The following is a 16950-nucleotide window of genomic DNA, read 5'->3' as shown; positions in this document are numbered from 1 at the left end:
AGCCCACCCGCAAGCGCACCGTCAGCGCACGAACACACCCGCCTGACCCGCCAGATCCAGGAAGTACTGCGGCGCCACACCGAGCACCAGCGTGACCGCCACGCCCACCCCGATCGCCGCCATGGTCAGCGGCGACGGCACGGCCACCGTCGGGCCCTCCGGCCGCGGCTCGCTGAAGAACATCAGCACGATGACGCGGATGTAGAAGAACGCCGCGATCGCCGACGAGATCACACCGACCACGACCAGGGGGGCGGCCCCGCCCTCCGCCGCCGCCTTGAACACGGCGAACTTCCCGGCGAAGCCGGAGGTCAGCGGGATGCCCGCGAAGGCCAGCAGAAACACCGCGAACACGGCCGCCACCAGCGGGGACCTGCGTCCGAGCCCGGCCCACTTGGACAGGTGTGTCGCCTCGCCGCCCGCGTCCCGGACGAGGGTGACCACGGCGAAGGCGCCGATCGTCACGAACGAGTACGCGGCCAGGTAGAACAGCACCGACGACACGCCGTCAGGCGTGGTCGCGATGACACCCGCGAGGATGAACCCGGCGTGCGCGATCGACGAGTACGCCAGCAGCCGTTTGATATCGGTCTGCGTGATCGCGACGATCGCTCCGCCCAGCATGGTGATGATCGCCACGGCCCACATCACCGGCCGCCAGTCCCAGCGCAGGCCCGGCAGGACGACGTACAGCACGCGCAGCAGCGCGCCGAACGCCGCCACCTTCGTCGCCGCCGCCATGAAGCCGGTCACCGGCGTCGGCGCGCCCTGGTACACGTCCGGCGTCCACATGTGGAACGGCACCGCGCCCACCTTGAACAGCAGGCCCATCACCAGCAGCGCGGCACCGATCAGCAGCAGTGCGTCGTTGCCCATGGTGCCGGCGAGCGCCGGGTTGACGTCCTGCACGGTGCCGTCGACGACCTGCGCGATCGTCGCGTACGACATCGAGCCCGCGTAGCCGTACAGCAGCGCGATGCCGAACAGCGTGAACGCGGAGGCGAAGGCGCCGAGGAGGAAGTACTTGACCGCCGCCTCCTGCGACATCATCCGCTTGCGGCGGGCCAGCGCGCACAGCAGGTACAGCGGGAGGGAGAAGACCTCCAGCGCCACGAACAGCGTCAGCAGGTCGTTGGCCGCCGGGAAGATCAGCATGCCGGCGACGGCGAACAGCAGTAGCGGGAACACCTCGGTGGTGGTGAACCCGGCCTTGACCGCGGCCTTCTCGCTCTCGCTGCCCGGCACGGACGCGGCCTGCGCGGCGAAGGAGTCGACGCGGTTGCCGTGCGCCTCCGGGTCGAGCCGCCGCTCGGCGAAGGTGAACAGGCCGACCAGGGCCGCCAGCAGGATCGTGCCCTGCAAGAAGAGGGCCGGTCCGTCGACGGCGATGGCGCCCATCGCCGCGATGCGCGCCTTGGTGGTGCCGTACCCGTCGGCCGCGAGCGCCACGACCGCCGCGAAGGCGGCCGCGATCGCGACGACGGACACGAACATCTGGACGTAGTAACGCGATTTGCGCGGTACGAAGGCCTCGACCAGGATCCCGACGATCGCCGCACCGACGATGATCAGGGTGGGGGCGAGCTGCCCGTATTCGATCTTCGGCGCGTCGATCTTCGTGATCGGGTCGGCCGCCGTTGTCCACAGGCTGTGGACGGCTGTTGCGCTCACTTGGCCGCCTCCACCTCGGGCTTGGGGTCCTTCTGCTGTACGTCGGACATGGTCTGTTTGACCGCCGGGTCGATGATCTGGGTGACGGGCTTCGGGTAGACGCCCAGGAAAATCAGCAGGACGACCAGCGGGGCGACGACCACGAGTTCACGCACCCTGAGATCCGGCATCTTCGCGAGCTCGGGTTTCACCGGGCCCGTCATCGTCCGCTGGTAGAGGACGAGGGTGTAGAGGGCGGCCAGGACGATGCCGAAGGTGGCGATGATGCCGACCACCGGGTACCTCGTGAACGTGCCGACCAGGACGAGGAACTCGCTGACGAACGGGGCCAGGCCGGGCAGCGACAGGGTCGCGAGACCGCCGATCAGGAATGTCCCGGCGAGCACCGGCGCGACCTTCTGCACCCCGCCGTAGTCGGCGATGAGCCGCGAGCCCCGCCGGGAGATCAGGAAGCCCGCCACCAGCATCAGCGCGGCGGTCGAGATGCCGTGGTTGACCATGTAGAGCGTCGCCCCGGACTGGCCCTGGCTGGTCATCGCGAAGATGCCCATGATGATGAAGCCGAAGTGGGAGATCGACGCGTAAGCGACCAGCCGCTTGATGTCGCGCTGGCCCACGGCGAGCAGGGCGCCGTAGATGATGCTGATGAGCGCCAGCACGAGGATCGCGGGCGTCGCCCACTTGCTCGCCTCCGGGAAGAGCTGGAGGCAGAAGCGGAGCATCGCGAAGGTGCCGACCTTGTCGACGACGGCCGTGATGAGCACGGCGACCGGGGCGGTGGACTCCTGCATCGCGTTGGGCAGCCAGGTGTGCAGCGGCCACAGCGGCGCCTTCACCGCGAAGGCGAAGAAGAAGCCCAGGAACAGCCACCGTTCGGTGTTGGTCGCCATGTCGAGCGAGCCGTTGGCCCGGGCCTCGGCGATCTCCGTGAGCGAGAAGTTCCCGGCGACCACGTACAGGCCGATCACCGCGGCCAGCATGATCAGACCGCCGACCAGGTTGTAGAGCAGGAACTTCACCGCCGCGTACGACCGTTGCGTCGCGGCCGCCTTCTCGCCGTGCTCGTGGGCACGGTCCCCGAAGCCGCCGATGAGGAAGTACATCGGGATCAGCATGGCTTCGAAGAAGATGTAGAAGAGGAAGACGTCGGTGGCCTCGAAGGAGATGATCACCATCGCCTCGACGGCCAGGATCAGGGCGAAGAAGCCCTGCGTCGGCCGCCACCGCGTGGACCCGGTCTCCAGCGGGTCGGCGTCGTGCCAGCCCGCGAGGATGATGAACGGGATCAGCAGGGCCGTGAGCGCGATCAGCGCCACCGCGATGCCGTCCACGCCCAGTTCGTAGCGGACGCCGAAGTCCGCGATCCAGGAGTGGGACTCGGTGAGCTGGTAGCGGTCGCCGTCCGGGTCGAAGCGCACCAGGACGACGATCGCGAGGACGAGCGTGGCGAGCGAGAAGAGCAGCGCCAGCCATTTGGCGACGGTGCGCCGCGCGGCCGGTACGGCGGCCGTGGCGATCGCCCCGACCGCCGGGAGCACCGCTGTCGCTGTCAGCAGAGGAAAGGACATCGGTATCAGACCGCCCTCATCAGCAGGGTCACGGCGACCAGGACCGCCGCACCCCCGAACATCGAGACCGCGTAGGAGCGGGCGAAGCCGTTCTGCAGCTTGCGCATCCGCCCGGAGAGACCGCCGACCGAGGCCGCCGTGCCGTTGACGACGCCGTCGACCAGGGTGTGGTCGACGTAGACCAGGGACCGCGTGAGGTGTTCGCCGCCACGGACCAGGACGACGTGGTTGAAGTCGTCCTGGAGCAGGTCGCGCCGGGCGGCCCGGGTGAGCAGCGATCCGCGCGGGGCGACGGCCGGGACCGGGCGCCGTCCGTACTGCGCCCAGGCGAGGGCGACGCCGATGACCATGCAGGTGACGGTCGCGCCGGTGACCGCGGCGGCACTGAGCGGCGAGTCACCGTGGCTGTGCCCGGTGATCGGCTCCAGCCAGTGCACGAAGCGGTCGCCGATGCTGAAGAACCCACCGGCGGCCACCGACCCGACGGCCAGCACGATCATCGGGATCGTCATCACCTTGGGCGACTCGTGCGGATGCGGTTCGTTGCCCTGCTCGTCGGGCTGCCAGCGCTTCTCACCGAAGAACGTCATCAGCATCACGCGCGTCATGTAGAACGCCGTGATGGCCGCGCCCAGCAGGGCCACGCCGCCGAGGATCCAGCCCTCGGTGCCGCCCTTGGCGAACGCCGACTCGATGATCATGTCCTTGGAGAAGAAGCCGGACAGGCCCGGGAAGCCGATGATCGCCAGGTAGCCGAGGCCGAAGGTGACGAAGGTGATGGGCATGTACTTCCTGAGACCGCCGTACTTCCTCATGTCCACCTCGTCGTTCATGCCGTGCATGACCGAACCGGCGCCGAGGAACAGCCCGGCCTTGAAGAAGCCGTGCGTCACCAGGTGCATGATCGCGAAGACGTAGCCGATGGGGCCGAGGCCCGCGGCGAGCACCATGTAGCCGATCTGCGACATGGTCGAGCCGGCCAGTGCCTTCTTGATGTCGTCCTTCGCGCAACCGACGATCGCACCGAAGAGGAGCGTGACCGCACCGACGACGGTGACGACCAGCTGCGCGTCCGGGGCGCCGTTGAAGACGGCCGCGGAGCGGACGATCAGGTACACACCCGCCGTCACCATCGTCGCGGCGTGGATGAGGGCCGAGACCGGGGTCGGGCCCTCCATCGCGTCCCCGAGCCAGGACTGCAGCGGCACCTGGGCGGACTTGCCGCAGGCCGCGAGCAGCAGCATCAGGGCGATGGCGGTCAGTTTGTCCTCACCGGCGGCACCGGCGAGCCCGGCCTCCTCGTGGCTGCCGAGCACCGGCCCGAAGGCGAAGGTGCCGAACCACAGGAACATCAGCATGATCGCGATGGACAGGCCCATGTCGCCGACGCGGTTGACCAGGAAGGCCTTCTTCGCTGCCGTGGCGGCGCTGGGCTTGTGCTGCCAGAAGCCGATCAGCAGATAGGAGGCGAGACCGACGCCCTCCCAGCCGACGTACAGCAGCAGGTAGTTGTCGGCGAGGACGAGCAGCAGCATCGCCGCGAGGAACAGGTTCAGATAGCCGAAGAAGCGGCGGCGCCGCTCGTCGTGCTCCATGTACCCGACGGAGTAGAGGTGGATCAGCGAGCCGACGCCCGAGATCAGCAGGACGAACGTCATCGACAACTGGTCGAGCTGGAAGGCGACGTCCGCCTGGAAGCCCTCGACCGGGATCCAGCTGAACAGGTGCTGGCCCATCTCCCGGTGGTCCGGGTCCTTGCCCAGCATGTCGGCGAACAGCACCAGGCCGAGCACGAAGGAGGAGGCCGCGAGGGCCGTGCCGATCCAGTGGCCGACGGCGTCCAGCCGGCGTCCGCCGCACAGCAGGACCACCGCTCCGAGCAGGGGCGCCGCCACCAGCAGCGCAATCAGGTTCTCCACGATTCTTCCGACCCCTTACAGCTTCATCAGGCTGGCGTCGTCGACCGAGGCCGAGTGACGGGCACGGAACAGGGACACGATGATCGCGAGCCCGACCACGACCTCGGCGGCGGCGACGACCATCGTGAAGAACGCGATGATCTGGCCGTCGAGGTTGCCGTGCATCCGGGAGAAGGCGACGAACGCGAGGTTGCAGGCGTTGAGCATGAGCTCGATGCACATGAACACGACGATCGCGTTGCGCCTGATCAGCACGCCGGTGGCGCCGATCGTGAACAACAGGGCCGCGAGGTAGAGGTAGTTGACGGGGTTCACTTCGACGCCTCCTCGGACCGCTTGAACTTCGCCGGCCCGACCGCCTTGCGCTCCAGGCGGTCCTCGGCCCGCTGCTCCAGGGCCTTGAGGTCGTTGAGCGCCTGCTGCGACACGTCGCGGATCTGGCCGCGCTCACGCAGCGTCTTGCTGACGGTGAGCTCGGACGGTGTGCCGTCGGGGAGCAGGCCCGCGATGTCGACCGCGTTGTGCCGGGCGTACACACCGGGCGCCGGCAGCGGCGGCAGGTACTTGCCCTCGCGCACCCGCTCCTCGGCGAGTTCGCGCTGCGTCTTGGCGCGCTCGGTGCGCTCGCGGTGGGTGAGCACCATGGCGCCGACGGCGGCCGTGATGAGCAGGGCGCCGGTGATCTCGAACGCGAAGACGTACTTGGTGAAGATGAGGGCGGCGATGCCCTCCACGTTGCCCCCGGCGTTCGCCTGGCCGATGCCGTTGAACTCCGTGAGGGAGGCGTTGCCGATGCCGCCGATCAGCAGGACGCCGAAGCCGAGACCGCACAGCAGGGCCAGCCAGCGCTGGCCCTTGATGGTCTCCTTCAGGGAGTCCGCCGCGGTCACGCCGACGAGCATCACCACGAACAGGAACAGCATCATGATCGCGCCGGTGTAGACGATGATCTGCACGACGCCCAGGAAGTAGGCGCCGTTGGCGAGGTAGAACACCGCCAGGATGATCATGGTCCCGGCGAGGCAGAGGGCGCTGTGCACGGCCCTCTTCATGAGGATGGTGCCCAGGGCGCCGATCACCGCGATCGTGCCGAGGATCCAGAACTGGACGGCCTCTCCGGTGGAGGTGGAGTACGCGGCGAGCTGGGCGGTCATCGGCCGATCACCTTCTCCGACGCCGGCTCGGTCCCGCCGAAGGTGGAGTCGGACTCCTGCACCACCTCGCCCTTGGAGTGGGCGACCTGCTGCTCGGTGCCGGGCGCGGCCTCGGTCACCAGGCCCCGGTAGTAGTCCTGTTCGTCCGTCCCCGGATAGATGGCGTGGGGCGAGTCGACCATGCCGTCCTCGAGACCGGCGAGCAACTGCTCCTTGGTGTAGATGAGGTTGGCCCGGCTGGAGTCGGCCAGCTCGAACTCGTTCGTCATCGTGAGCGCGCGCGTGGGGCACGCCTCGATGCACAGGCCGCACAGGATGCAGCGGGCGTAGTTGATCTGGTAGACGCGGCCGTACCGCTCGCCCGGCGAGTAGCGCTCCTCGTCGGTGTTGTCGGCGCCCTCCACATAGATGGCGTCGGCGGGGCAGGCCCACGCGCACAGTTCACAGCCGACGCATTTCTCCAGGCCGTCCGGATGGCGGTTGAGCTGGTGCCGTCCGTGGAAGCGCGGAGCCGTGGTCTTCTGCTGCTCGGGGTACTGCTCGGTCAGCCGCTTCTTGAACATGGCCTTGAAGGTCACGCCGAAGCCGGCCACGGGGTTCTGGAAACCGGGCTTGGTGTCCTTGGGTTCCTCAGCCTTCGAACGCTCGAGTTCCTCAGCCATCGGACGCCTCCTTTCCATCCGTAGATCCGCCCAGAGATTCGTCACTCTGAGTATCGGGCCCACCACTGACAATCAGCTCCCGCTCACGGCGCGAGCGGCGCCGGGGAGCCGGCGGAAGCTCCTGTCCGGGCAGCGGCGGCACGGGGAATCCGCCCGCCATGGGGTCGAAGGCAGCCGGGGTCTCGGCCGGCCGCTCGGCCTGCTTGGACTTCTCGCGGAACATGTCGACGACGAAGGAGAGCAGCAGCAGGGCCAGCACACCGCCGCCGACGTAGAGCACGATGTCGGCGAAGTCGTAGTTCTCGTTCCGAAGGGCCCGCACGGTGGCGACGAGCATCAGCCACACCAGCGAGACGGGGATGAGGACCTTCCAGCCGAGCTTCATCAGCTGGTCGTAGCGGACGCGCGGGAGCGTGCCGCGGATCCAGATGAACATGAAGAGCAGCAGCTGGACCTTGACGGTGAACCAGAGCATCGGCCACCAGCCGTGGTTCGCGCCCTCCCAGAAGGTGCTGATCGGCCACGGGGCCCGCCAGCCGCCGAGGAACAGCGTGGTGGCGACGGCCGAGACGGTCACCATGTTGACGTACTCGGCAAGCATGAACATCGCGAACTTGATCGACGAGTACTCGGTGTTGAAGCCGCCGACCAGGTCGCCCTCGGACTCCGGCATGTCGAAGGGGGCGCGGTTGGTCTCGCCGACCATCGTGACGATGTAGAGGATGAAGGAGAGCGGCAGCAGCAGGATGTACCAGCGGTCGGCCTGCTGTTCGACGATCGCCGACGTCGACATCGACCCCGAGTAGAGGAACACGGAGGCGAAGGCGGCGCCCATCGCGATCTCGTAGGAGATCATCTGCGCGCAGGAGCGCAAGCCCCCCAGCAGCGGGTAGGTCGAGCCGGAGCTCCAGCCCGCGAGGACGATGCCGTAGATGCCGACCGAGGCGACCGCGAGGATGTAGAGCATCGCGATCGGCAGGTCGGTGAGCTGCATCGTGGTGCGCTGTCCGAAGATCGAGATCTCGTTGCCGGCCGGGCCGAAGGGGATCACCGCGATCGCCATGAAGGCCGGGATGGCCGCGATGATCGGCGCGAGGACGTAGACCGCCTTGTCCGCGCGCTTGACGACGACGTCCTCCTTGAGCATGAGCTTGATGCCGTCGGCGAGCGACTGGAGCATGCCCCAGGGGCCGTGCCGGTTGGGGCCGATGCGCAGCTGCATCCAGGCGACGACCTTGCGCTCCATGACGATGGAGATGAGCACGGTCACCATCAGGAAGGCGAAGCAGAACACCGCCTTGATGACGACCAGCCACCACGGGTCCTGGCCGAACATCGAGAGGTCTTCAGCGGCGAGGTACGGGCTCATGCCTCCACCTCCTTGGGGGCCTCGCCGGCGAGCGTCGCCGGGCCGATGCGGACGAGGGAGCCGGGCCGCGCCCCGGTGTCGGAGGCGACGCCGCCGCCGGTGGAGTTCAGCGGCAGCCACACCACCCGGTCGGGCATCTCACTGATCTGGAGCGGGAGTTCCACGGCGCCCTGGGGGCCGGTCACGGCGAGGAGGTCGCCGTCCTTGACGCCCGCCTCGGCGGCCGTCGCGGCCGACACCCGCGCGCGTGCGGCGTGCCGGGTTCCGGCGAGCGCCTCGTCGCCCTGCTGGAGGAGGCCCTGGTCGAGCAGCAGCCGGTGCCCGGCGAGGACGGCCTCGCCGACGGCCGGGCGGGGCAGCGCCGCCGCTGTCTCCAGGGGTTCGCCGGCCCGAGGGCCGTCCCAGGCGCCGAGCCGGTCGATCTCCGCGCGCACGGTGCGCAGATCCGGCAGTCCGAGGTGGACGTCCATGGCGTCGGCGAGCATCTGCAGCACGCGCGCGTCGCTCGGCGCGAGGCGGCGGGTCATCTGGTCGGGCTTGAGCGCGGCCTCGAAGAAGCGGACCCGGCCTTCCCAGTTGAGGAAGGTGCCGGCCTTCTCGGCGACCGCGCCTACGGGCAGGACGACATCCGCCTCGCGGCTGATCTCGCTGGGCCGCAGTTCGAGGGAGACCAGGAAGCCGACCTCGTCCAGTGCCGCACGCGCGCGTGCCGGGTCGGGCAGGTCGGCGATCTCGACGCCCGCCACCAGCAGGGCCTGCAGCTCGCCGGTCGCGGCGGCCTCGACGATCTCGCCGGTGTCACGGCCGTAGCGGTGCGGGAGGCCGGCTACGCCCCAGACGCCGGCGACCTCGTCACGCGCGCGTGGGTCGGTGGCCGGGCGGCCGCCCGGCAGCAGCGACGGCAGCGCGCCCGCCTCGATCGCGCCGCGTTCCCCGGCCCGGCGTGGGATCCACACCAGCCGGGCCCCGGTGGCGGTCGCGGTGCGCACGGCGGCGGTGAGTCCGCCGGCCACCGCGGCCAGCCGCTCGCCGACGACGATCACAGCGCCCTCGGCGCGCAGCGCCTCGGCTGCCGTCGCGCCGTCGTCCTCCAGGCCGACACCGCTGCCGAGCGCGTCCAGCCACTCGGTCTCGGTGCCGGGAGCCGCGGGCAGCAGCGTGCCACCGGCCTTCTCCAGACCGCGGGTGGCGTGCGTGGCCAGCGAGAAGACCCGCTGCCCGTGCCCCCGCCAGGCCTTGCGCAGCCGCAGGAAGACGCCGGGCGCCTCCTCCTCCGCCTCGAACCCGACCAGGAGGACGGCGGGCGCCTTCTCCAGCGCGGTGTACGTGACGCCCGTACCGTCGAGGTCCCGGCCGCGGCCTGCGACCTGGGCGGCCAGGAAGTCGGCCTCCTCGGCGCTGTGCACGCGCGCGCGGAAGTCGATGTCGTTGGTGTCGAGCGCCACGCGCGCGAACTTGCTGTACGCGTAGGCGTCCTCGATGGTGAGCCGGCCGCCGGTCAGGACGCCGGTGCGGCCCCGGGAGGCCAGCAGCCCCTGGGCCGCGATCTGCAGCGCCTCGGGCCAGGAGGCCGGTTCCAGCTCGCCCTCGGCGTTGCGCACGAGCGGCGTCTCGAGCCGGTCCCGCTGCTGCGCGTACCGGAACCCGAACCGCCCCTTGTCGCAGATCCACTCCTCGTTGACCTCGGGGTCGTCGGCGGCGAGCCGCCGCATGACCTTGCCGCGCCGGTGGTCGGTGCGCGTGGCGCAGCCGCCGGAGCAGTGCTCGCAGACCGACGGGGAGGAGACCAGGTCGAAGGGGCGGGAGCGGAATCGGTACGCCGCCGAGGTCAGCGCGCCGACCGGGCAGATCTGGATGGTGTTGCCGGAGAAGTACGACTCGAACGGGTCGCCCTCGCCGGTGCCGACCTGCTGGAGCGCGCCCCGCTCGACCAGCTCGATCATCGGGTCGCCCGCGATCTGGTTGGAGAACCGGGTGCAGCGGGCGCACAGCACGCAGCGCTCGCGGTCGAGCAGCACCTGCGTGGAGATCGGCACGGGCTTCTCGTAGGTGCGCTTGCGGCCCTCGAAGCGGGACTCGGCGTCGCCGTGCGAGATGGCCTGGTTCTGCAGCGGGCACTCGCCGCCCTTGTCGCAGACCGGGCAGTCCAGCGGGTGGTTGATGAGCAGGAGCTCCATCACACCCTTCTGGGCCTTCTCCGCGACCGGCGAGGTGAGGTGGGTCTTCACCACCATCCCGTCGGTGCAGGTGATGGTGCAGGACGCCATGGGCTTGCGCTGGCCCTCGACCTCGACGATGCACTGGCGGCAGGCGCCGGCCGGATCGAGGAGCGGGTGGTCGCAGAACCGGGGGATCTCGATGCCGAGCTGTTCGGCGGCCCGGATGACCAGGGTGCCCTTGGGCACGCTGATCTCGGCGCCGTCGATCGTCAGCGACACGAGGTCCTCCGGCGGGACCGCCGCCTCTCCCCCGCCGGAGGGAGAGCTGGTGGTCACGGTCATGCGTTCACCTCCGTGCGGTCGGCCCAGGCCGTCGACCTGGCCGGGTCGAAGGGGCAGCCCCGGCCCGTGATGTGCTGCTCGTACTCCTCGCGGAAGTACTTGAGCGAGGAGAAGATCGGCGAGGCGGCGCCGTCGCCGAGGGCGCAGAAGGACTTGCCGTTGATGTTGTCGGCGATGTCGTTCAGCTTGTCGAGGTCGGACATCTGGCCCTTGCCGGCCTCGATGTCGCGCAGCAGCTGCACGAGCCAGTAGGTGCCTTCGCGGCAGGGCGTGCACTTGCCGCAGGACTCGTGGGCGTAGAACTCGGTCCAGCGCGTGACGGCCCGCACCACGCAGGTCGTCTCGTCGAAGCACTGGAGAGCTTTTGTGCCGAGCATGGAACCCGCGGCGCCCACTCCTTCGTAATCAAGAGGGACGTCGAGATGCTCGTCGGTGAACATCGGGGTCGAGGAGCCGCCCGGCGTCCAGAACTTGAGGCGGTGCCCGGGGCGCATGCCGCCGCTCATGTCGAGGAGCTGGCGGAGCGTGATCCCGAGCGGCGCCTCGTACTGGCCGGGGCCCGCGACATGGCCGGACAGGGAGTAGAGCGTGAAGCCTGGCGACTTCTCACTCCCCATCGAGCGGAACCAGTCCTTGCCCCGGGTCATGATCGCGGGAACCGAAGCGATCGACTCGACGTTATTCACCACAGTCGGGCACGCGTAGAGGCCCGCGACAGCAGGGAAGGGGGGACGAAGCCGCGGTTGACCCCGGCGGCCTTCGAGCGAGTCCAGCAGTGCGGTCTCCTCACCGCAGATGTACGCGCCCGCGCCCGCGTGCACGGTGATGTCGAGGTCGAGTCCGCTGCCCTGGATGTTCTCGCCGAGGAAGCCCGCCTCGTACGCCTCGCGCACAGCGGAGTGCAACCGCCGCAGCACCGGTACGACTTCACCGCGCAGATAGATGAAGGCATGCGAAGACCTGATGGCGTAACACGCGATGATCATGCCCTCGATGAGGCTATGTGGGTTCGCGAAGAGGAGCGGGATGTCCTTGCACGTCCCGGGCTCCGACTCGTCGGCGTTGACAACTAGATAGTGCGGCTTTCCATCCCCCTGGGGAATGAACTGCCACTTCATCCCCGTCGGGAATCCCGCGCCGCCGCGCCCGCGCAGACCGGACTCCTTGACGTACGCGATCACGTCGTCCGGCGACATTGCGAGCGCCTTGCGAAGCCCTTCGTACCCCTCGTGCCTTCGGTACACGTCCAGCGTCCAGGACTTGTCCTCGTCCCAGAAGGCCGACAGCACCGGTGCGAGCAGCTTCTCGGGGCTCATGTCTTTCAGCTCGGGTGCCAAGGTCATCACTCCCCCTCCTCGGCGGCGGGCCCGGCCGGGTGGGCCGGGTCGGAGGCCGACGTGTCCTGCGGCGCGTCGTGCGAGCTCAAGTGCTCCGTCGGTGACGGGTCGTGGGGTGCCTCGGTCCGGGCGGCCTCACCGCGCGGATGCACCACGCGCGCGGGTGCGGCCTCCCCCTTGGCGAGCTTCAGGCCGACCAGGGAGGCGTGTCCCGCGCTTCCTCCGGACTCGACGGCCCCGTCCCGCTCGTCGGGGAAACCGGCCAGGACCCGGGCGGTCTCCTTGAAGGTGCACAGCGGCGCACCGCGCGTGGGCGTGACCGGCCGCCCGGCGCGCAGGTCGTCGACGAGGCGCTTGGCGCTGCCGGGGGTCTGGTTGTCGAAGAACTCCCAGTTGACCATCACGACCGGAGCGAAGTCGCAGGCCGCGTTGCACTCGATGTGCTCCAGGGTGACCTTGCCGTCGTCGGTGGTCTCGCCGTTGCCGACGCCGAGGTGCTCCTGGAGCTCTTCGAAGATCGCGTCCCCGCCCATCACGGCACACAGGGTGTTGGTGCACACCCCGACCTGGTAGTCGCCGCTCGGCCGGCGCCGGTACATGGAGTAGAAGGTGGCGACCGCGGTGACCTCGGCCGTGGTCAGGCCGAGGATGTCCGCGCAGAACCGCATGCCCGTGCGCGTGACGTGTCCCTCCTCCGACTGCACGAGGTGCAGCAACGGCAGGAGGGCGGACCGGGAGTCCGGGTAGCGGGCGATGACCTCGCGCGCGTCCGTCTCCAGACGGGCTCGGACGTCGTCCGGGTAGGCGGGCGCGGGCAGTTCGGGCATGCCCAGGCTGACGCCCCGCTCGGAAGATGAGGTGGTCACCGGTCGACGCCTCCCATCACGGGGTCGATGGACGCGACGGCGACGATGACGTCGGCGACCTGGCCGCCCTCGCACATCGCCGCCATGGCCTGCAGGTTGGTGAAGGACGGGTCGCGGAAGTGGACCCGGTAGGGGCGGGTGCCGCCGTCGGACACGACGTGCACCCCGAGTTCGCCCTTGGGCGACTCGACCGCCGCGTACGCCTGTCCCGGCGGTACGCGGAAGCCCTCGGTGACCAGCTTGAAGTGGTGGATCAGGGCCTCCATGGAGGTGCCCATGATCTTCTTGATGTGGTCGAGGGAGTTGCCGAGCCCGTCGGGCCCGAGGGCGAGCTGGGCGGGCCAGGCGATCTTCTTGTCGGCGACCATGACCGGGCCGGGCTGGAGCCGGTCCAGGCACTGCTCGACGATCCTGAGCGACTGGCGCATCTCCTCGAGCCGGATGAGGAAGCGCCCGTAGGAGTCGCAGGTGTCGGCGGTCGGGACGTCGAAGTCGTACGTCTCGTAACCGCAGTACGGCTGCGTCTTGCGCAGGTCGTGCGGCAGGCCGGTGGAGCGCAGGATCGGGCCCGTCGCGCCGAGGGCCATGCAGCCGGCCAGGTCCAGATAGCCGACGTCCTGCATGCGGGCCTTGAAGATGGGGTTCCCGGTGGCGAGCTTGTCGTACTCCGGGAGGTTCTTCTTCATCTTCTTCACGAACTCGCGGATGTGGTCCACCGCGCCGGGCGGCAGGTCCTGGGCGAGTCCGCCGGGGCGGATGTACGCGTGGTTCATCCGCAGGCCGGTGATCAGCTCGTAGATATCGAGAATGAGTTCACGATCACGGAATCCGTAGATCATGACCGTGGTGGCGCCCAGCTCCATGCCGCCGGTGGCGATGCACACCAGGTGCGACGACAGCCGGTTCAGCTCCATCAGGAGCACCCGGATGATCGAGGCCCGGTCCGGGATCTGGTCCTCGATGCCGAGGAGCTTCTCGACGCCGAGGCAGTACGCCGTCTCGTTGAAGAACGGCGTCAGGTAGTCCATGCGCGTCACGAACGTCGTGCCCTGCGTCCACGTCCGGTACTCGAGGTTCTTCTCGATGCCGGTGTGCAGGTAGCCGATGCCGCAGCGGGCCTCGGTGACGGTCTCGCCGTCGATCTCCAGGATCAGCCGGAGCACTCCGTGGGTGGACGGGTGCTGCGGGCCCATGTTGACGACGATGCGCTCGTCGTCGGCGCGGGCCGCCGACTCGACGACCTCGTCCCAGTCGCCGCCGGTGACGGTGTAGACGGTGCCCTCGGTGGTCTCGCGAGGGGAGGCGTGCGAAGTGCTCATGAGTACGACCTCCGCTGGTCCGGAGCCGGGATCTGGGCGCCCTTGTACTCGACGGGGATGCCGCCGAGGGGGTAGTCCTTGCGCTGCGGGAAGCCCTGCCAGTCGTCCGGCATCATGATCCGCGTCAGGGCCGGGTGACCGTCGAAGACGATGCCGAAGAAGTCGTACGTCTCGCGCTCGTGCCAGTCGTTCGTCGGATAGACGGAGAACAGCGACGGGATGTGCGGGTCGCTGTCGGGAGCGCTGACCTCCAGGCGGATCAGCCTGTTGTGGGTGATCGAGCGCAGGTGGTACACGGCGTGCAGCTCGCGGCCCTTGTCGTTCGGGTAGTGGACGCCGCTGACGCCGGTGCACAGCTCGAAGCGCAGGGCCGGGTCGTCGCGCAGGGTGCGGGCGACGCGGACCAGATGCTCGCGCTCGATGTGGAAGGTCAGCTCGTCGCGGTCGACGACCGTCTTCTCGATGGCGTTCTCCGGGAGCAGTCCCTGTTCCTCCAGGGCTCCCTCCAGCTCGTCGGCGACCTCGTCGAACCAGCCGCCGTAGGGGCGGTTCGCCGGGCCCGGGAGCCGGACCGAGCGGACCAGGCCGCCGTAGCCGGAGGTGTCGCCGCCGCTGTTCGCGCCGAACATGCCGCGCTGGACGCGGATCTCCTCGCCGCCCTGACCGCGCTGGCCGGGGAGGTTGGAGGCCGACAGGTCCTTCTCGGGGTTGGCGCCGCCGGTGCCGTTCGCGTCGCTCATCGCAGCAGCCCCTTCATCTCGATCGTGGGCAGGGCCTTGAGCGCCGCCTCCTCCGCCTCGCGGGCCGCCTCCTCGGCGTTCACGCCGAGCTTGGAGGTCTGGATCTTCTGGTGGAGCTTGAGGATGGCGTCCATCAGCATCTCCGGCCGTGGCGGGCAGCCGGGGAGGTAGATGTCGACCGGCACGATGTGGTCGACGCCCTGGACGATGGCGTAGTTGTTGAACATGCCGCCCGAGGAGGCGCAGACCCCCATGGAGATCACCCACTTGGGGTTCGGCATCTGGTCGTAGACCTGCCTGAGCACCGGCGCCATCTTCTGGCTGACCCGGCCGGCGACGATCATCAGGTCCGCCTGCCGGGGCGAGCCCCGGAAGACCTCCATGCCGAAGCGCGCCAGGTCGTAGCGGCCGGCGCCGGTGGTCATCATCTCGATGGCACAGCAGGCGAGGCCGAACGTGGCGGGGAAGACCGACGCCTTGCGCACCCAGCCCGCGGCCTGCTCGACGGTGGTCAGCAGGAATCCGCTCGGCAGCTTTTCTTCGAGTCCCATGACTAAAGGCCCCTCAGTCCCATTCCAGGCCGCCGCGCCGCCATACGTACGCGTACGCGACGAAGACGGTGAGCACGAAGAGCAGCATCTCCACGAGCCCGAAAATCCCCAGGGCGTCGAACGTGACGGCCCAGGGGTAGAGGAAGACGATCTCGATGTCGAAGACGATGAAGAGCATCGCCGTCAGGTAGTACTTGATGGGGAAGCGCCCGCCGCCGGCCGGCGTGGGGGTCGGCTCGATCCCGCACTCGTAGGCCTCGAGCTTGGCCCGGTTGTACCGCTTCGGCCCGATCAACGTGGCCATGACCACGGAGAAGATCGCAAAGCCTGCCCCGAGGGCTCCCAGTACGAGGATGGGCGCATACGCGTTCACCGCTCCTCGCTCCTCTCAGTCGGCACTGACTGCTGGCGGTTTGCATCGGGCTCACATCCGCCCCGTCCGTCCCGCGAACCCCGCCCGCCCCGGCGAAGATCGGGAACATGTGAAGCAGGTCACAAGCCCAACCGCGTGCATCTTATGCCTGTCGCTCTGTGATCTGCGACACGGGGTATTACTCAACCTTTGTGATCTCCACCACCTGACGAAGGATCATGAAGTCGGATGAGCGGTGATCTTCACACTCGAAGCGTCCGGGCGATCACCAGACGTGACATTTTGCCTAGTCAGCGCAGGCCAGAAGGGCCGTCTCAATATCAAGAGGGTTCCCTTGCATGCAAATTGGCGATGGACTGGATCTCTTGATAGAGGCCGCGTTCACACATCAGAGGGCGTGTGGGGCGGGGTGTGGACGCGTGCACGCTTTCACGATCTTCGCGAGGCCGTGACCGGGTCGTGATCTCCGGCGCGCGACGCGACCGCCGGGGCGACCGTTCCGTGACCTCCGTCACACAGATGAGAGGTCCATGAGAACGAGGCTTGGCCAATCAACCCAACCGGTGGTAGGTGCGGGGCAATTCGGGCGTATTGATCAAAGACCGTGATCACAGCCTGGTCACGGTGCGCCCGCAATGTCCGTTAGGGCGTCAATAAAGGGCCTCACGAGAGGTTTTTGGGGGCCCGATTGAGCAACTGTGGCGCAGCACACGTTTCTTGAAGATATGAAGGAGCCCCTGGTACCGGTTATTCCCATGTCCCACACCGCTCACATACGCAGCCACCGGAAACCCCGCCGCAGTGCGACCTCGACGATCGCCGTGCGTGCCGGAGTCACCGGTGGCATCCTCAGCCTGGCAGCGGCGGGTGCGTCGGCCTCGGCGAGCGCCGCCGAGCCGGTGACGCAGACCATCGAACCC

14 protein-coding genes and 1 pseudogene are annotated in these 16950 nt (G+C 68.8%); 1 reads left to right on the top strand and 14 read right to left on the bottom strand.

Annotated features, from left to right (window positions below; all coding sequences use genetic code 11):
- Positions 1-21 precede the first annotated feature (21 nt).
- From nuoN to ACWIF2_RS05745, 14 genes are read right to left on the bottom strand one after another with little or no spacing between them, the layout of a single operon-like run.
- Positions 22-1671, bottom strand: coding sequence for an NADH-quinone oxidoreductase subunit NuoN (nuoN, locus tag ACWIF2_RS05810; protein ID WP_454358808.1), 1650 nt, complete (start codon positions 1669-1671; stop codon positions 22-24).
- Positions 1668-3239 carry an NADH-quinone oxidoreductase subunit M gene (locus tag ACWIF2_RS05805; RefSeq protein WP_454358807.1) on the bottom strand — a complete coding sequence of 524 codons (1572 nt, stop codon included), beginning with the start codon at positions 3237-3239 and terminating at the stop codon, positions 1668-1670. Before ACWIF2_RS05805 ends, nuoN begins: the two co-directional genes overlap by 4 nt.
- Before the next feature lie 5 nt (positions 3240-3244).
- Entirely contained in the window at positions 3245-5158 is a 1914-nt protein-coding gene (gene nuoL / locus ACWIF2_RS05800; protein ID WP_454358806.1) for an NADH-quinone oxidoreductase subunit L, read from the bottom strand.
- 15 nt (positions 5159-5173) lie between these two features.
- Complete coding sequence (nuoK, locus tag ACWIF2_RS05795) at positions 5174-5473, bottom strand: NADH-quinone oxidoreductase subunit NuoK (RefSeq protein ID WP_003992252.1); 300 nt, start codon at positions 5471-5473, stop codon at positions 5174-5176.
- A complete protein-coding gene (locus ACWIF2_RS05790; RefSeq protein ID WP_454358805.1) occupies positions 5470-6312 on the bottom strand; it encodes an NADH-quinone oxidoreductase subunit J in 843 nt (280 codons plus the stop codon). The genes nuoK and ACWIF2_RS05790 overlap by 4 nt, the downstream gene beginning before the upstream one ends.
- A complete protein-coding gene (nuoI, locus tag ACWIF2_RS05785; RefSeq protein ID WP_454358804.1) occupies positions 6309-6974 on the bottom strand; it encodes an NADH-quinone oxidoreductase subunit NuoI in 666 nt (221 codons plus the stop codon). Before nuoI ends, ACWIF2_RS05790 begins: the two co-directional genes overlap by 4 nt.
- Positions 6967-8343 carry an NADH-quinone oxidoreductase subunit NuoH gene (nuoH, locus tag ACWIF2_RS05780; RefSeq protein WP_454358803.1) on the bottom strand — a complete coding sequence of 459 codons (1377 nt, stop codon included), beginning with the start codon at positions 8341-8343 and terminating at the stop codon, positions 6967-6969. Before nuoH ends, nuoI begins: the two co-directional genes overlap by 8 nt.
- Entirely contained in the window at positions 8340-10844 is a 2505-nt protein-coding gene (locus ACWIF2_RS05775; protein WP_454358802.1) for an NADH-quinone oxidoreductase subunit G, read from the bottom strand. The genes nuoH and ACWIF2_RS05775 overlap by 4 nt, the downstream gene beginning before the upstream one ends.
- A complete protein-coding gene (nuoF, locus tag ACWIF2_RS05770; protein ID WP_454358801.1) occupies positions 10841-12187 on the bottom strand; it encodes an NADH-quinone oxidoreductase subunit NuoF in 1347 nt (448 codons plus the stop codon). Before nuoF ends, ACWIF2_RS05775 begins: the two co-directional genes overlap by 4 nt.
- Positions 12187-13047 (bottom strand): NADH-quinone oxidoreductase subunit NuoE, encoded by an 861-nt coding sequence (gene nuoE / locus ACWIF2_RS05765; RefSeq protein WP_454358800.1) that lies wholly within the window; start codon positions 13045-13047, stop codon positions 12187-12189. Before nuoE ends, nuoF begins: the two co-directional genes overlap by 1 nt.
- Complete coding sequence (locus ACWIF2_RS05760) at positions 13044-14366, bottom strand: NADH-quinone oxidoreductase subunit D (protein WP_382489191.1); 1323 nt, start codon at positions 14364-14366, stop codon at positions 13044-13046. Before ACWIF2_RS05760 ends, nuoE begins: the two co-directional genes overlap by 4 nt.
- A complete protein-coding gene (locus ACWIF2_RS05755; protein ID WP_454358799.1) occupies positions 14363-15106 on the bottom strand; it encodes an NADH-quinone oxidoreductase subunit C in 744 nt (247 codons plus the stop codon). Before ACWIF2_RS05755 ends, ACWIF2_RS05760 begins: the two co-directional genes overlap by 4 nt.
- Positions 15103-15657, bottom strand: a complete 555-nt coding sequence (locus ACWIF2_RS05750; RefSeq protein ID WP_003998928.1) for a NuoB/complex I 20 kDa subunit family protein — start codon at positions 15655-15657, stop codon at positions 15103-15105. Before ACWIF2_RS05750 ends, ACWIF2_RS05755 begins: the two co-directional genes overlap by 4 nt.
- Before the next feature lie 13 nt (positions 15658-15670).
- Entirely contained in the window at positions 15671-16030 is a 360-nt protein-coding gene (locus ACWIF2_RS05745) for an NADH-quinone oxidoreductase subunit A (RefSeq protein WP_003992243.1), read from the bottom strand.
- Between the two features lie 698 nt (positions 16031-16728).
- Here ACWIF2_RS05745 and ACWIF2_RS05740 point away from each other — a divergent pair.
- Positions 16729-16950, top strand: a pseudogene (locus ACWIF2_RS05740) (glycoside hydrolase); the annotation flags it as partial.

The organism is Streptomyces sp. NPDC055506, assembly GCF_053643595.1.
The sequence above is the reverse complement of the archived record's forward strand: the minus strand, read 5'-3'. Positions and strand labels throughout refer to the sequence as shown.

What these genes read in the sequence shown, in the direction of transcription:
- ACWIF2_RS05760 (WP_382489191.1), bottom strand. Translation starts at nt 14,366, where the DNA reads ATGAGCACTTCGCACGCCTCCCCTCGCGAGACCACCGAGGGCACCGTC.
- ACWIF2_RS05775 (WP_454358802.1), bottom strand. Translation starts at nt 10,844, where the DNA reads ATGACCGTGACCACCAGCTCTCCCTCCGGCGGGGGAGAGGCGGCGGTC.
- ACWIF2_RS05790 (WP_454358805.1), bottom strand. Translation starts at nt 6,312, where the DNA reads ATGACCGCCCAGCTCGCCGCGTACTCCACCTCCACCGGAGAGGCCGTC.
- ACWIF2_RS05755 (WP_454358799.1), bottom strand. Translation starts at nt 15,106, where the DNA reads ATGAGCGACGCGAACGGCACCGGCGGCGCCAACCCCGAGAAGGACCTG.
- nuoF (WP_454358801.1), bottom strand. Translation starts at nt 12,187, where the DNA reads ATGACCTTGGCACCCGAGCTGAAAGACATGAGCCCCGAGAAGCTGCTC.
- ACWIF2_RS05805 (WP_454358807.1), bottom strand. Translation starts at nt 3,239, where the DNA reads ATGTCCTTTCCTCTGCTGACAGCGACAGCGGTGCTCCCGGCGGTCGGG.
- ACWIF2_RS05750 (WP_003998928.1), bottom strand. Translation starts at nt 15,657, where the DNA reads ATGGGACTCGAAGAAAAGCTGCCGAGCGGATTCCTGCTGACCACCGTC.
- nuoI (WP_454358804.1), bottom strand. Translation starts at nt 6,974, where the DNA reads ATGGCTGAGGAACTCGAGCGTTCGAAGGCTGAGGAACCCAAGGACACC.
- nuoH (WP_454358803.1), bottom strand. Translation starts at nt 8,343, where the DNA reads ATGAGCCCGTACCTCGCCGCTGAAGACCTCTCGATGTTCGGCCAGGAC.